General features: G+C 74.1%; 2 protein-coding genes. Both read left to right on the plus strand.

Annotated features, from left to right (window positions below; translation table 11 throughout):
* The first annotated feature begins 9 nt into the window (after positions 1-9).
* The gene (locus tag QI554_RS13060) at positions 10-7794 is read left to right on the plus strand and encodes a non-ribosomal peptide synthetase (protein ID WP_281469496.1); all 7785 of its coding nucleotides are present in this window, start codon (positions 10-12) and stop codon (positions 7792-7794) included.
* The gene (locus tag QI554_RS13065; RefSeq protein WP_281469499.1) at positions 7791-16784 is read left to right on the plus strand and encodes a non-ribosomal peptide synthetase; all 8994 of its coding nucleotides are present in this window, start codon (positions 7791-7793) and stop codon (positions 16782-16784) included. The genes QI554_RS13060 and QI554_RS13065 overlap by 4 nt, the downstream gene beginning before the upstream one ends.
* Positions 16785-16788 lie beyond the last annotated feature (4 nt).

Here is a 16788-nt window from a genome sequence, read left to right on the forward strand (position 1 = left end):
GGAGACACAATGATCCCGTTGTCGTTCGCCCAGCGCCGGCTGTGGTTCGTGGACCGGTTCGAAGGCCCGTCGCCGACCTACAACGGCGCCTTCGCCCTGCGGCTGACCGGCGAACTGAACGTCGCCGCAATGGAGTCGGCGCTTCGCGACGTCGTCGACAGGCACGAGGTCCTGCGCACGGTGATCGTCGAGGACGACAACGGCGTCCCCCATCAGCAGGTGCTGCCGTCCGACCGCGCGCCGCTCGGCCTGCCGGCCGTCGAGGTCGCGGAGGCGGACCGGGCGGCCGCAGTCGACGAGGTGGCGACCGCCGTCTTCGACCTGGCCGCCGACCCGCCGATCCGCGCCAGGCTGGTGCGCTGCGGGCCCCGCGACCACACCCTGGTGCTGGTGGCGCACCACATCGCCGTGGACGGGGAGTCGTTCGGCCCGCTGTTCGGCGACCTCACGACGGCCTACGCGGCCCGCCGGGAGGGCCGCGCCCCGATGTGGGAGCCGCTCCCGGTGCAGTACGCGGACTACACGCTGTGGCAGCGGGACGTGCTCGGCGACGAGTCCGACCCGCGGAGCCTGGCGTCCCGGCAACTGGACTACTGGCGCGAGGCGTTGGCCGACCTGGCGCAGCCACTGGCGCTGCCCACGGACCGCCCGCGCCCGAAGGCGGCGAGCCGCCGCGGCGACATGGTCACGTTCTCCGTCGACCCCGACCTGCTCCGGTCCGTGGAGAAGCTGGCCGGGCAGGCGGACGCCACGGTCTCCATGGTCATGCACTCCGCGCTCGCGGTCCTGCTGCAGCACCTCGGCTGCGGCGACGACGTGCCCGTCGGTGCCCCGATCGCGGGTCGTACCGACGAGGAACTCCGCGACCTCGTCGGGTTCTTCGTCAACACGTGGGTGCTGCGTGTCGACCTCTCGGGGCAGCCGACCTTCCTCGAGCTGCTGCGGCGGGTACGGGACCGGTCCCTCGCCGCGTACGACAACCAGGACATGCCGTTCGAGCGGCTGGTGGAGCTGCTGAACCCGGACCGGTCCACCGCCTACCACCCGTTCTTCCAGGTGATGCTCTCCTGGCAGCCGCCCGTTCCGGACCTGGCGCTCCCCGGCCTCGAGGTGCGCGCCGAGCGATTGGAGACCGGGACCGCCAAGTTCGACCTGTTCTTCGACATGCTGCCGAACGCCTCGGGCGGGGCCGAGTGCCGGCTGGAGTACGTCGCCGACCTCTTCGACGAGGACACGGCCCAGGACATCGCGGACCGGTTCGTCCGCGTCCTGGGCCGGCTCGTCGCCGACCCCGGGGGCCGGGTCGGCGGCCTCGACGTCCTCGACGCCGAGGAACGCGACCGGCTGCTCATCCGGTTCAACGACACCGCGGCGGACCTGACGGAACCGACCGTCCCCCGGCTGTTCGAACGCCAGGCGGCCGCGACGCCGGACGCCGCGGCGGTCGTGTGCGACGACCGCACGCTCACCTACCGCGAGCTCGACGACCGGGCGAACGCCGTCGCGTGGGAGCTGATCCGGCGCGGTGCGGGCCCCGAGGACCTGGTGGTGCTGGCGCTGCCGCGTACCGAGGACCTCGTCGTCGGCCTGCTCGGCATCCTCAAGTCCGGTGCCGCGTACCTGCCGATGGATCCGCGGTACCTGGGCGGACGCGCGGCCGTCGTGCTGTCCGAGGCGGCCCCGCGGTTCGCGGTCACCGACACCGCGACGTGGCGGGAACTGCCGGAGAACACCGTCCCGGTCGTCAACCTCGACCACCGCGGGCGGTGGGACACACCGCGGGGCACGCCCGACGACGCCGCCCGGCGCGCGCCCTTGGCGCCCGACAACCTCGCGTACGTGATGTACACGTCCGGGTCCACGGGCACCCCGAAGGGCGCGGCGATCACCCACCGCAACGTCGTCAACGGCGTACAGGAGCTCGTGCGCGTGCTGGACACGCCGCCGGGGTGGCGGATGCTGGCCGGCACCTCGGTGAACTTCGACGTCTCGGTCTTCGAACTGCTGTCCGCCCTCTCCACCGGCGGCACGGCCGAGGTGGTGCCGAACGCGCTGGCCCTCGGCGAGCGCGACGGCTGGGACGGGCACGTGGTCAGCGCGGTCCCCTCGGTGCTCCAGGAACTGGTCGGGCACTTGGCCGAGGCGCCCGACGTGCGCACCGTCGTCTTCGCGGGCGATGTCCTCCCGGCCCGGCTGGTGCGCCAGGTGCGTGCGGCCCTGCCCGCGGCGCGGATCGTGAACTCCTACGGGCAGAGCGAGAGTTTCTACGCCACCACGTTCTCCCTGGGGGCGGCCGAGGAGTGGGTGGACGGCGACGTGGCGCCGATCGGCACCCCGCTCGGGAACATGCGCGCCTATGTGTTGGGCCCGGGACTCGCCCCGGTGCCGCAGGGCGTGATCGGCGAGCTCTACGTCGTCGGGACCTGCCTGGGCCGCGGCTACCACGGCCGCCCGGGTATGACCGCCGAGCGCTACGTGGCGAACCCGTTCGGACCTGCGGGCGAACGCATGTACCGCACGGGCGACCTGGCCCGCTGGAACGCGAACGGGCGGCTGGAATGCCTCGGCCGGAGCGACGGCCAGGTGAAGGTGCGCGGCTTCCGCATCGAAACCGCCGAGGTCGAGGCGGCGTTGGCGGCGCACCCCGGGATCAGCGAGGCGGTGGTGGTCGGCCGGGAGGTCCCCTCGGGCGGTCGGCGCCTCGTCGCGTACGTGGTGCACACCGGCGAAGGAGCGGTCGGCGACGACGGCGCCGGCGGTATCGGCGACGTGGACGTGCAGTCCGGTGCCTCGGCCGCCGAACTGCGCAGGTTCGCCGCGGCCCGGCTGCCCGACTACATGGTGCCGTCGGCCTTCGTGGTCCTCGGCCGGATGCCGCTCGGGCCGACCGGCAAGCTGGACCGCGCGGCGCTGCCCGAACCGGAGTTCACGGGCGAGGCCTACCGGGAGCCGCGCACCGAGGCCGAGGCGGTCGTCGCCGCGGCGTACGCGGACGTGCTCGGTGTCGACCGGGTCGGCGTCGACGACGACTTCTTCGCGGTGGGCGGGGACAGTCTGCGGTCCATCCAGGTGGTGGCGCGGGCCCGCGCACGGGGCCTGAGCGTCACCACGCGGGAGATCTTCGAGTGCCGCACGGCGGCCCGGCTCGCCGAGGTCGCGTCCGCCCGCCGGGACCGGGTGCCCGCGCTGGTGGAGGACGAGGGCGGCGGCGTCGGGCCGATGCCGCTCCAGCCGGTGGCCCGGCAGGTGTTCGAACACGGCGGCGGAACGGACCGGTTCGCCATGGCGATGACGCTGGAGCTGCCGCACGGCGTCGACGAGGCCGGGCTCGCCGCGACGCTGGACGCCGTGCTCGACCGGCACGACCTCCTGCGCGCGCGGCTGGTGCGCGGCACCGAGCCCTCCCTCGTCGTGCGTCCGCCGGGCACCGTGCGGGCGGCGGAGCTGATCCGCCGCGTTCCGTGCGACGGCCGGTGGGACGAACAGGCCCTGCTGGACCTCGCGAAGACGGAGCTGGACGACGCGGCCGGACGCCTCGACCCAGAGGCCGGAACCATGGCGGCCTTCGTCTGGTTCGCGGCCGACTCGGGCGCGGGCCGGCTGCTCGTGGTGCTGCACCACCTGGTGGTCGACGGCGTCTCGTGGCGCATCCTGATGGCCGATCTCGCCGAGGCCTGGCGGAGCGTCCGGTCCGGCCGGACACCCGAACTGCCCGCGGTCGGGACGTCGGCGCGCCGCTGGGCGAACGCGCTCCGGACCGAGGCGCTCACCCCCGAACGGGAAGCGGAACTGGCGTACTGGCGGGACCTGCTCGCCGCGCCGGAACCCCTCCTGGGGGCACGGGCGTTCGACCCGGCGGTGGACGTGATGGCCACGGTCGACAGCGTGCGCGTGCAGCTGCCGGCCGATGTCACCGAGGCCGTGCTCACCACACTTCCCGCGGCCTTCCGGGGCACCGGCACGGACGTGCTGCTCGCCGCGCTCTCCGTCGCGCTGGACCGGTGGCACGGTGCGGACCGCCCGACCCTGGTCAGGCTGGAGGGCCACGGCCGCGAGGAGGACGTCGTCCCCGGCGCCGATCTCTCCCGCACCGTCGGGTGGTTCACCGGCATGTACCCGGCCCGGGTCGACGTGACCGGGGTCGACTTCGCCGACGTGGCGGCCGGCGGGCGCGGCGCGGGGAAAGCGGTCAAGCTGGTCAAGGAGCGGCTGCGCGCGGTCCCGGACAAGGGGCTGGGGTACGGCATGCTGCGCTACCTGAACCCCGGCACCGCCGCCCGGCTCGCCGACCGCCCCGTGCCGCAGATCGGCTTCAACTACCTCGGCCGGATCTCCGACGCCGACGTCCCCGAACACCTGCGCGCGGACGGATGGGGGCCGGCCTCGTCCTGGTCCGCCGAACTCGTTCCCGCGCCCGACCCTGACCTGCCCGCGCTGTCCGCGCTGGAGGTCAACGCGGTCGCCACGGAGACCGCCGAAGGCCCGTGCCTGCAGGCCGCCTTCATGTTCCCCACCGGGTTGCTCACCCGCGAGCGGACCGCCGAACTCGCGCGGCTGTGGGTCGAGGCGCTGCACGGCATGGCCGCGTACGCCGCACGCCCGGAGACCGGCGGGCTGACGCCCTCGGACGCGCCGCTCGTCCCGGTGCGGCAGGACGAGATCGAGGCGTGGGAGGCGCGCTACGGCCGGTTGGCCGAGGTGTGGCCGCAGGCCCCGGGGCAGTCCGGGATCCTGTTCCAGGCCGCCCTCGCCGACGGGTCCTTCGACGTCTACCACATGCAGTTCGTCCTGCACCTGTCCGGGCCCGTGGACCCGGCGCGGATGCGGTCGGCCGGCCAGGCGCTGCTCGACCGGTACCCGAACCTGCGCTCGGCGTTCCTCGCCGGAGCCGGCGGCGACCCGGTGCAGGTCGTGCCCGAGCGCGTCGCCCTGCCCTGGCGGCACCTCGACCTGACCGGTCGGGACGAGGCCGAACAGGACGCGGCACTGGACGCGTTCCTCGCCGAGGACCGGACCGACCAACTCGACCCCACCCGGCCGCCGCTGCTCCGCCTGGCCCTGCTCACCTGCGGTCCGCGGCGGGCGAAACTCGTCATCACCGCGCACCACGCCCTGTTCGACGGCTGGTCCTCGCCGGTGGTGATCACCGACCTGATCCGGCTGTACGCGGGGACCGACGAGCTGCCTCCGGTCCGGGGCTACGGCGACTACCTGGCCTGGCTGTCCACGCGGGACCGGGAGGCGTCGGCCGCCCGATGGGCCGCCGAGCTCGCCGGATTCGACCAGCCGACCCTGGTCGCCCCGAACACCCCCGTCCGGGACGAGCCGTCCGCCCTCGGCCGGGTCGAGGTACCGCTGACCATCGACCAGGGGCGCGAACTCGCCCGGCGCGCCGCGGAGCTCGGGGTCACGCTGAACACGCTTCTCCAGGGCGCGTGGGCGATCCTCCTGGCGAAGCTGACCGGGCAGCGGGACGTGGTGTTCGGAGCCGCCGTCAACGGCCGCCCGGCGGACGTGCCCGGTTCGGACGAGATGGTCGGCCTGTTCATCAACACCCTGCCGATCAGGGTGTTCTGCGGGCCGGAGGACCGCGCGGCCGACGTCGTCACCGCGTTGCAGAGGCGGCAGACCGCGCTGCTCGACCACAACCACTACGGACTGGCCGACATCCAGCGCGGCATCGGGCTGCCCGCCCTGTTCGACACGATCGTCGTGTTCCAGTCCTACCCGATCGACCGCGCGGGCATCGTCGACGCGAACACCTCGGCGGGCTTCACGATCGACGCCATCCGTCCGTTTGCGGGCTCGCACTACCCGCTCACCCTCAACGCCTCCGACCCCTACCTGCGGCTCTCCCTCGACTACCAGAACAACCTCTACGACCGCGAGGCGGCGCAGGTGGTCGCCGGCCGGCTCGTCAGGGTGCTGGAGCAACTCGCCGCCGACCCGGCCGTCCCGGTGGGCGCGGTCGACGTGTTGACGGCGGAGGAGCGCGACCGCTTCGTGCGCGAGGTCAACGACACGGCGCGTCCGGTGCCGGCGGACACCCTGCCGGACGCGTTCGAGGCCCAGGTGGAGCGCGACCCCGAGCGCGTCGCGGTGATCGGCGAGCGGGAGACCCTGACCTACCGGGAGTTCAACCGGCGTGCCAACCGGCTGGCGCACTGGCTGGTCGAACGGGGGGCGGGCCCCGAACGGCTCGTGGCGGTGCGGATTCCGCGCTCGGTGGACCTGATGGTGGCGCTGTACGCCGTGGTCAAGGCGGGTGCGGCGTACCTGCCGCTGGACACCGACCTGCCCGAGGACCGGGTGCGGCACGTGCTGGACGGCGCGCGGCCGCTGCTGGTGCTCGACGAGGCGCTGCCGGACGTCTCCGGGTACCCGGAGACCGACCCCGAGCGGGTGCTGTCGCCGGACAACGCCGCCTACGTCATCTACACCTCCGGGTCCACCGGCGGCCCGAAGGGCGTGCAGGTCTCGCACCGGTCGATCACGAACCGGTTGACGTGGGGGCTGGCGCACTTCGACGTCGGTCCCGAGGACCGGGTGCTGCTGAGCACGTCGGCGAGCTTCGACGTCTCGGTGCCGGAGCTGTTCGCCCCCCTGCGGGTCGGCGCGGCCGTGGTCGTCGCCCGCCCGGACGGGCGCCGGGACCCGGCGTACCTCGCCGACCTGGTCCGCCGGGAGCGGGTGACCGGCGCGGACTTCGTGCCCTCCCTGCTGGAGGCGTTCGTCGCCGAGCCCTCGGCCGGGGAGTGCACGAGCCTGCGGTGGATCGAGGTCGCGGGCGAGGCGTTCCCCGCCACGCTGGCGAACAGGTTCGTCGACCTGCTGCCGGGCTGCGGCGCGCACAACCTCTACGGGCCCACCGAGGCGGCGGTCGAGGTCACGGCATGGCAGCACGTGCCGGGCGCGGACCGGGTGCCGATCGGCACACCGATCTGGAACACCCAGGTGTACGTGCTGGACGCGGCGCTCCGTCCGGTGGCACCCGGCGTCGCCGGCGAGCTCTACCTCGCCGGTGCCGGGCTCGCCCGCGGCTACCTCGGACAGCCGGGCCTGACCGCGAACCGGTTCGTCGCCTGCCCGTACGGCGCCCCGGGGGCCCGGATGTACCGCACCGGCGACCTGGTGCGGTGGAACCGGGACGGCCAGGTCGAGTACCTCGGCCGCACCGACTTCCAGGTCAAGGTCCGCGGCTTCCGCATCGAGCTGGGCGAGGTCGAGTCGGTGCTCACCGCGCACCCGGACGTCGAGAACGCGGTGGTCGTGGTGCGCGAGGAACAGGCGGGCGACCAGCGGCTGGTCGCGTACGTCGTGCCGGCCAGGGGCCGGACGGAGGCGGCCGACCTGGACGCCGCGGCGCTGACGGCGCTGGTCCGGGAGCGGCTGCCGGAGTACATGGTCCCCTCGGCGGTCGTGCCGCTCGCCGCGTTCCCCACGACCTCGAGCGGCAAGCTCGACCGCGCCGCGCTCCCGGCACCCGACCACGCCGGACCCGGGTCCGGACGGAGGCCGCGCGACGCCAGGGAGGAAGTCCTCTGCCGGCTGTTCGCCGAGCTGCTCGGCGTGGAGGAGATCGACATCGACGCCGACTTCTTCGACCAGGGCGGGCATTCGCTGCTGGCCACCCGGCTGATCGGCCGCATCCGCAGCGAGCTCGACGTCGACGTGAAGGTCACGACGGTGTTCCGCAATCCGACCGTCGCCCAGCTCGCGGAGCAGATCGGGAAGTCGGCCGTGTCGAAACGTCCCCAGCTGCGTCAGATGACCGTACAGGAGAAGCGTCGATGATCCCGTTGTCCTTCGCCCAGCTCCGGATGTGGTTCCTCCACCGGCTGGAAGGTCCGTCCGCCACCTACAACGTCCCGTTCGTGCTGCGCCTGGAAGGGCGGCTGGACACGGCCGTCCTGGCCGCGGCGGTGACGGACGTCGCGACGCGGCACGAGAGCCTGCGCACCCTGGTCGTCGAGAACGCGGACGGCACGCCGGAGCAGCGGATCCTGCCTCCGGAGGAGGCCGACCACCCCTTCCGGGTGGTCGACGTGGCCACGGACGCGGTGGACGCCGCGGTGCACGAAGCCGCGCGCGAGGCGTTCCGCCTGGACGCGGAGCTTCCCCTGCGGACGACCGTGCTCCGGGTCGCCCCCCAGGAGCACGTCCTGGTGTTCGTGTTCCACCACATCGCCGCGGACGGCGCGTCGATGGGGCCGTTCCTGCGGGACCTGATGACGGCGTACGCGGCCCGCCACCAGGGACGGCCGCCGGCGTGGGCGCCGCTCGCGGTGCAGTACAAGGACTACACGCTCTGGCAGCGGCAGGTCCTGGGCGACGAGGCCGATCCGGAGAGCGTCGCCGCGGCGCAGGTCGCGTACTGGCAGGAGGAGTTGGCCGCGGTTCCGCAGCCGCTGCAGCTGCCCTTGGACAGGCCGCGGCCGACGGCGGCCAGCTTCCGCGGCGGTGAGGTCCCGTTCGAACTGGCACCCGAGCTGATGTCCCGGCTGCAGAAGCTGGCCGTGGACCGCGGCGCCACGGCGCCGATGGTGGCCCAGGCCGCGCTGGCGGTCCTGTTGTGCAAGCTGGGCGCCGGGGAGGACGTGACGATCGGCTGCCCGATGGAGGGCCGCGCCGACGAGCAGCTCGACGACCTGATCGGGTTCTTCGTCAACACCTGGGTGCTCCGCGCCGACCTGTCGGGGAACCCGACGTTCGGCGGTCTGCTGGAGCAGGTGCGGGACCGGGCGCTCGCCGCGTACGACAACCAGGACGTCCCGTTCGAACGGCTGGTGGAGCTGCTCAACCCGGACCGCTCCACCGCGTACCAGCCGTTGTTCCAGACGGCTCTGGGCTGGCAGTTCGTGTGGCCGGAGATCGAGATGCCGGAGCTGCGGGCCACCCTCGTCCCGGCGAGCACCGGCACCGCGAAGTTCGACCTCTTCTTCAACGTCGTCCCGAACGCGTCCGGTGGCGCCTACGGGGTGTTGGAGTACGCGACGGACCTGTTCGACCACGCCACCGCGGTCCAGGCCGTCGACCGGTTCGTGCGGGTGCTGGAGCAGGTGGTCGACGATCCGGAGACGCCGGTCGGCGCCGTCGAGGTGCTGTCGGCCCCCGAGCGGGACCGGTTGCTGCGGGAGGTCAACGACACGGCCGTGCCGGTGCCCGAGCGGACCGTCGACGCGCTCTTCGCCGAGCGGGCCGCCGCGACCCCCGACGCGGTGGCGGTGGTGTGCGGCGACGCGTCGTTCACCTACCGGGAGGTGGAGGAGCGCGCGAACCGGCTGGCCCGGGTGCTCGTCGAGCGCGGCGTCGGGCCGGAGTCGCTGGTGGCGGTGGCCGTGTCCCGCTCGGTGGAGTGGGTGGCGGCGATCCTGGCGGTACTGAAGGCGGGCGGCGCCTACCTGCCGGTCGATCCCGCCTATCCGGCGGACCGCGTCACGTTCATGGTGGCGGACTCCGGGGCGCTGCTGGTGGTCGGCGACGCGGCCTCGGCGACGCGACTGCCCGAGCTGTCGGCGCCCGTGATGCGCCTGGACGACCCGGACGTGGCCGCGGCGCTGGCCGCAGCCGACCCGGGCCCCGTGACCGACGCCGAGCGCCGCGGCCCGGTGGCGGTGGCGAACACGGCGTACGTGATCTACACCTCGGGTTCGACCGGGACCCCGAAGGGCGTGGCGGTCACCCACGCCGGCGTGGCCAGCATGGTCGCGTCGCAGGTGGAACGGCTCGCGGTGACGCCGGCCAGCCGGGTGCTGCAGTTCGCCTCACCGAGCTTCGACGCCTCGGTGTGGGAGACGTGCATGGCGCTGCTGACCGGCGCACGGCTGGTGCTGGCCGACACGGACGACCTGGCCCCGGGCGAACCGCTGGTCCGCACGATCGCCGCGCACGGGGTGACCCACGCGACGTTGCCGCCCGCGGTGCTGGCGGCGGTGCCGGCGGGGGCGTTGCCGAGTGTCGAGTCGCTGGTGGTCGCGGGTGAGGCGACCTCGCCCGAGCTGGTGGCGCTGTGGTCGGCCGGTCGGCGGATGATCAACGCGTACGGCCCGACGGAGACCACGGTGTGCGGCACCATGAGCACCGCTCTGCCGGGCGACGGCCGTACCCCGCCGATCGGGAAGCCGATCGCCAACGCCCAGGTGTACGTGCTGGACGCGGCGCTGCGCCCGGTCGCGCCCGGGGTCGCCGGCGAGCTGTACCTGGCCGGGGCCGGGCTGGCGCGCGGCTACCTCGGACGCCCTGACCTGACCGCGGGCCGGTTCGTCGCCTGCCCCTACGGCGCGCCGGGGACCCGGATGTACCGCACCGGGGACCTCGTGCGGTGGAACCAGGACGGCGAGCTCGAGTACCTCGGCCGCACCGACTTCCAGATCAAGATCCGGGGCTTCCGGATCGAACTGGGGGAGGTCGAGCACGCGCTGGCGAAGCACCCCGGCGTGGCGCAGGCGGCGGTCGTCGTGCGCGAGAACGGGCAGGGCGACAAACGGCTCGTGGGCTATGTGGTGCCCGAGCCGGACGCCGCGGTGGCCGACGCCGACGCCCAGGTGGACGACTGGCGCCACCTCTACGACGACAGCTACGCCGAGTCCGACGACGACGTGCTGGGCGAGGACTTCCGGGGCTGGAACTCCAGCTACACCGGTGAGCCGATCCCGCGTGAGCAGATGCTCGAGTGGCGGGACGAGGCGGTCGCCCAGGTCCTGCGGTTCGCGCCGCGGCGGGTGCTGGAGATCGGTGTGGGCTCCGGTCTGCTGCTGGCGAAGATCGTCGGGGAGGTCGAGGAGTACTGGGGCACCGACATCTCGGCGACGGTCGTCGACCGGGTCACGGCGCAGGCCGAACGCGCCGGCTACGGCGACCGGGTCCGGCTGAGCGCCCGACCGGCCGACGACGTGTCCGGGCTGCCGCACGGCCGGTTCGACACCGTCGTGCTCAACTCGGTGGCGCAGTACTTCCCGAACGTCGGGTACCTGGACCAGGTGCTGCGCCAGGTGATGGAACTCCTCGCGCCGGACGGCCGCGTCATCGTCGGCGACGTCCGCAACGCCGCGACGTGCCGCCTCATGCAGACCGCGGTGCAGCGCGCCGCGCACCCGCGCGCCTCGCACGACGAACTGCGGAGCCTGGTGACGCGCGAGTTGCTGGCCGAACGGGAACTGGTCGTCGCCCCGGAGTGGTTCGCCCGGTGGGCGGAAGGCGCGTCCGTCGCGGCCGACATCCGGTTGAAGCCGGGCCGGGCGCACAACGAGCTGACCCGGCACCGCTACGAGGTGGTCCTGCACAAGCGGCCCGCCGACGCACTCGACCTGGCCGGCATGGTGTCGGTGCCATGGGGCGGGCGGACGGCCGACCCGGCGGAGCTCGCCGACCTGGTCCGTCAGGCGGACCGGGTGGGCGGTCCGGTGCGGCTGACCGGGATACCGAACGCGCGCCTGGCCGGGGAAGCCGACATGACCGTCGCGGCGGGCCTGCTCGACGCGGCGTCCCCGGCCGGCGACCCGGTCGACCCGCAGGAACTGCTCCGGTGGATACGCGGGCAGGGCCGGGACGCGGTCGTCACGTGGTCCGGAGAGGACGCGCGGCGCTTCGACGCCGTGCTGCTGCCCGAGGGGCGGACCGGGGAAGGGAAGGTCTCGGGTTCGTTCGTCCCCGGCGGCGCGGGCGGGCGGGACCTGGCGAACACGCCCGCACTGGCCAGGTCGGTCGGCGTGCTGCTCGGCGAACTGCCCGGGTACCTGCGCGGGCGGCTCCCCGACTACATGGTGCCCACCGCGTTCGTGCCGCTCGCGGAGCTGCCGCTGACGTCGAACGGGAAACTGAACCACCGTGCGCTGCCGCCGCCGGACGACGCGCAGGCGTCGACCGGCCGGGCACCGGGCAACCGGCACGAAGAGGCCTTCAGCGCGCTGTTCGCCGAAGTGCTCGGCGTGGAACGGGTCGGCGTCGACCACGACTTCTTCGCCAGCGGCGGGGACAGCATCCGCTCCATCCAGATCGTCGCGCGCGCCCGGGCGCGCGGCATCACGGTCAGCACGCGGGAGATCTTCGAGCACCGCACGGTCGCCCGGCTCGCCGAACTGGTCGAAGGACGCCAGGAGGGGCGGACCACCCTCGCGGAACTGCCCGGCGGCGGCCTGGGCTGGACCCCGCTGCTGCCGACGGCGGAGCACGTGCTCGCGCTCGGCGGCGGCCTCGGCCGGCTCTCCATGTCCGGGATGGTGGTCCTGCCCGAAGGCATCGACCGCGCCGGGCTCGTGGCGACGCTGCAGGCCGTGCTGGACCGGCACGACGTGCTGCGCTCCCGGCTCGACCGGTCGCGACCGGGCCTGTGGATCGAACCGCCGGGCAGCGTGGCCGCCGACGCGCTCCTGAGGGAGGTCGCCGGGGACGACACCGGTGCGGGCACCGGTGCGGACACGGCCGCGGACCCGGTGCTCGCCGAACTGGACGCGGCGGCGGGCCGGTTGGACCCCGACGCCGGTGTGATGGCGCAGTTCGTGTGGTTCACGTCCGCGACGGGCGCGAGCCGCCTGCTGATCGTGCTGCACCACCTCGTCGTCGACGGGGTGTCGTGGCGGATCCTCCTTCCGGACCTGGTCGCGGCCTGGCAGCGGGTCCGCGACGGCCGTCCCGCGGAACCGGCGGAGACCGGCACCTCGGTGCGCCGGTGGGCGCACGCCCTGGCCGACGAGGCGGCGACCCCGGAGCGGGTGGCGGAACTGCCCGTGTGGCAGCGGATCCTGCACGGCGACGAGCCCGTCCTCGGCGCACGTCCGCTGGACCCGGCGCGCGACGTCGCCGCCACCGTGGACACGGTGCGGGTCGAGGTACCGGCGGACGTCACCAAGGCCGTGCTGGACACGGTGCCCGCACTCTTCCGGGGCGGTGCCGACGACGGGCTGCTGGCCGCGCTGGCGCTGGCGCTGGCCCGCTGGCGCGGGACGCGGGGCGTGGCCGACTCCTCGACGCTCGTCCGGTTGGAAGGGCACGGCAGGGAAGAGCAGGTGGTGCCCGGCGCGGACCTGTCGCGCACGATCGGGTGGTTCACCGCGATGTACCCGGTGCGCCTCGACCTGGCCGGCGTCGACGTGGCGGACGCGTTCGCCGGCGGCCCGGCCGCCGGCCGGGCGGTCAAGGCGGTCAAGGAGCAGGTGCGGGCCGTTCCGGACGACGGCATGGGCTACGGCCTGCTGCGCCGGCTCAACCCGGAGACCGCCGCGGTGCTGGCCGCCGCCCGCGAACCGCAGATCGGGTTCAACTACCTCGGCCGCACATCCGGCGCCGACGTCCCCGAGGAACTGCGCGGCCTGGGCTGGGCACCCGACACCACGCCCCGGGACCTGATCGCGGCGCCGGACGCGGACATGCCGGTGCTGTCGGCACTGGAGATCAACGCGGTGGCCAACCGCGCCGCCGACGGCGACCGGCTGACCGCCTACTTCGGCTTCCCGACCGGTGTGCTCTCCCGCGAGGACGTGACCGAGCTGGCCGGACTGTGGGTGGAGGCACTGACCGCCCTGGCCCGGCACGCTGCGGCGCCCGGGGCCGGCGGACTGACCCCCACGGACGCGCCCCTCGTCGACGTGGGCCAGGAGGAGATCGACGCCTGGGAGGCCCGGTTCGGCCGCTTGGCCGACGTGTGGCCGGTGACGCCGGCGCAGTCCGGGATCCTGTTCCATTCGATGCTGGCCGCCGGGTCCTCGTTCGACGCCTACCACGTGCAGCTGGCGTTCCAGTTGGCCGGCGACGTCGACCCCGAGCGGATGCGCCGGGCCGGGCAGGCGCTGTTGGCGAGGCACGCCAACCTCCGGGCCGCGTTCGTGAACCGGGCCGACGGCGACGTCGTCCAGGTGGTGCCCGCGGCAGGGGTGACCCTGCCGTGGCGGCACCTCGACCTGACCGGGCTCGGTGAAGCCGAACGGACCGCGGAACTCGAGCGGTTCCTCGCCGAGGACCGCGCCGCCCACTTCGACGCGGCCGTTCCCCCGCTGATGCGGCTGGCGCTCGTCGTCCTCGAACCCGGCCGTGCCGAACTCGTGATGACCGCCCACCACGCGCTCTACGACGGCTGGTCCACGCCCCTGCTGATGCGGGAGCTGCTGCTGCTCTACGCGTCCCACGGCGACGGCGCCGGACTGCCGGGCACCCGGAGCTACGGCGAGTTCCTCGCCTGGTACGCACGGCAGGACCAGGGCGAGGCGGCACGGGCGTGGGCGGCCGAGCTCGCCGGGGTCGACGAGCCGACCCTCCTCGTTCCGGGGGCCGCGGCCGACGACGGCCTCGACCAGGTCGCGTTCGCCCTTCCGCCCGACGTGTCCGGGGAACTCCACCGGCGCGCGACCGGGTTGGGCGTCACGGTCAACACCCTGGTCCAGGCCGCCTGGGGGCTGCTGCTCGGCCAGCTCACCGGCCGCCGGGACCTGGTGTTCGGCGCGACCGTCTCCGGGCGCCCTGCCGAGGTGGCCGGCGTCGAGTCGATGGTCGGGATGTTCATCAACACGCTGCCCGTACGCGTGGAGTACGCGCCCGGCGACACCCTCGCCGACGTCGTCACCCGGCTCCAGCACCGGCAGGCCGGCCTCCTGGAGCACCACCACCACAGCCTCACGCAGATCCAGCAGGCCACCGGCCTGAAGACGCTGTTCGACACGCTGGTCGTCTTCGAGTCCTACCCGGTCGACCGCGAGGGCATCGGCGAGGCCGCCGAGGCCGCGGACGGGATCGCCTTCACCGGGCTGCGCCCGTCCAACGGCACCCACTACCCGCTGGCCCTGATGGCGGCCGCCGAGCCCGATCTGGAGTTCCTCCTCCAGTACGCGCGCGGGGCCTTCGACCGCGACACGGTCGAGGCGTACGCGACCCGGTTCGTGCGCGTCCTGGAACAGCTCGCGGCGTCCCCCGACCTGAAGGTCGCGCGGCTCGACGTCCTGGAGCCGGCCGAACGCGACCGACTCCTGGTCGCGTTCAACGACACGGCCGTCCCGACCCCGGACGTCGCGATCACCGGCCTGGTCGAGGCGCAGGCGGCGCGGACCCCCGACGAGGTCGCCGTGGTCGCCGAGGGGGAGTCGCTCACCTACCGCGAACTGAACGCCCGGGCCGACCGCCTGGCGCGGGAACTGGCCGGCCGGGGCGTGGGCCCGGAGTCGCTGGTCGCGGTGTCGCTGCCGCGGTCCGCGGACCTGGTGGCCGCCCTGCTCGCGGTCCTGAAGGCCGGCGCCGCGTATCTGCCCGTCGACCCCAGGTACCCCGGACACCGGCTCGCCGCCGTCTTCGAGGAGGCGCGGCCGTGCCTCGTCCTCACGGACTCCGCGACCGTCGCGGTGCTGCCGGAGCACGACGCCCCGGACGTCCTCCTCGACGAGCTCGACCTGTCCCGAGCCGTGCCGCCCCTCGAACTCACGGTCCACCCCGGGCAGTTGGCGTACGTGATGTACACCTCCGGCTCCACGGGCAAGCCCAAGGGCGTCGCCATCACCCACGCGAACGTGGTCAACGGTGTGCTGCGGCTCGCCTCCGAGGTGGGCATGGAGCCGGGCAAGCGGCTCCTCGCGGGCGCGTCGGTCAACTTCGACGTCTCGGTGTTCGAGGTCTTCACGACCCTCGCCCGCGGCGGCGTCGTCGACGTCGTCCAGGACGTCCTGGCCCTGGCCGACCGGAAGGGCTGGAGCGGCGGCGTCATCTCCACGGTGCCGTCGGTCTTCGCCGAACTCGTCGACGGGATCGCCGGGCACACCAGCGTGGAGACGGTCGTCTTCGCCGGCGAGGCACTGCCCGCGTCGCTCGTCACGAAGACGCGGGACGCCTTCCCGGGGGTCCGGGTCGTCAACGCCTACGGGCAGAGCGAGTCGTTCTACGCCACCGCCTGCACCGTCGACGGCGACACGCGGGGCCGGACGCGCAGCGCGCCCGTCGGCACGCCGCTCGGCAACATGCGGGCCTACGTCCTCGGCCCCGGGCTGGCCCCGGTGCCGCCGGGCGCGGTCGGCGAGCTGTACGTCGGCGGGAACGTGGGCCGCGGCTACCACGCCCGCGGCGCACTGACCGCCGAACGCTTCGTCGCCGACCCGTTCGGTCCGTCGGGCGCGCGCATCTACCGCACCGGCGACCTGGCCCGTCTCGACGCCGAGGGCCGGCTGGAGTACATGGGCCGCGCGGACGCGCAGGTCAAGGTGCGCGGCTTCCGCATCGAGCCCGCCGAGGTCGAGGCCGCGCTCACCGCGCACCCCGGTGTCGCGCAGGCCGCCGTCGTCGCCCGCGACGGACGCGGAGGCACCGGCAAGCGGCTGGTCGCGTACGTCGTGCCCGTCGTCGCCGGCGACGACCGGTCGAACGGCGACGCCCCTCCGGCCCCCGGGGCGAAGGAGGTGCACGCCTTCGTGTCGGCGCGGCTCCCCGACTTCATGGTGCCCTCCGCGTTCGTGGTCCTCGAGCGGCTGCCGCTCGCCCCGAACGGCAAGCTGGACCGGGCCGCGCTGCCCGAGCCGGAGTACACCGGCGCCGTCTACCGGGCGCCCCGCACCGCCCGTGAGGAGACCCTGGCCGCGCTGTTCGCCGAGGTGCTGGGCCTGCCCCGGGTCGGCGTCGACGACGGCTTCTTCGAACTCGGCGGGCACTCCCTGCTCGCCACCCGGCTGATCAGCCGCGCCCGCGCCGAACTGGGGATCGAGATACCCATCCGCAAGGTCTTCGACCTGCCGACCGTGGCCGCGCTCGCCGCCTGGTCGGAGGAATCGGCCGCGCCCCGCCGCCCCGGCCTGCGCAAGATGTTCACAGAGGAGTAGAAGC

The organism is Yinghuangia seranimata (assembly GCF_029953285.1).
Classification (GTDB): Bacteria; Actinomycetota; Actinomycetes; order Streptomycetales; family Streptomycetaceae; genus Yinghuangia; species Yinghuangia seranimata.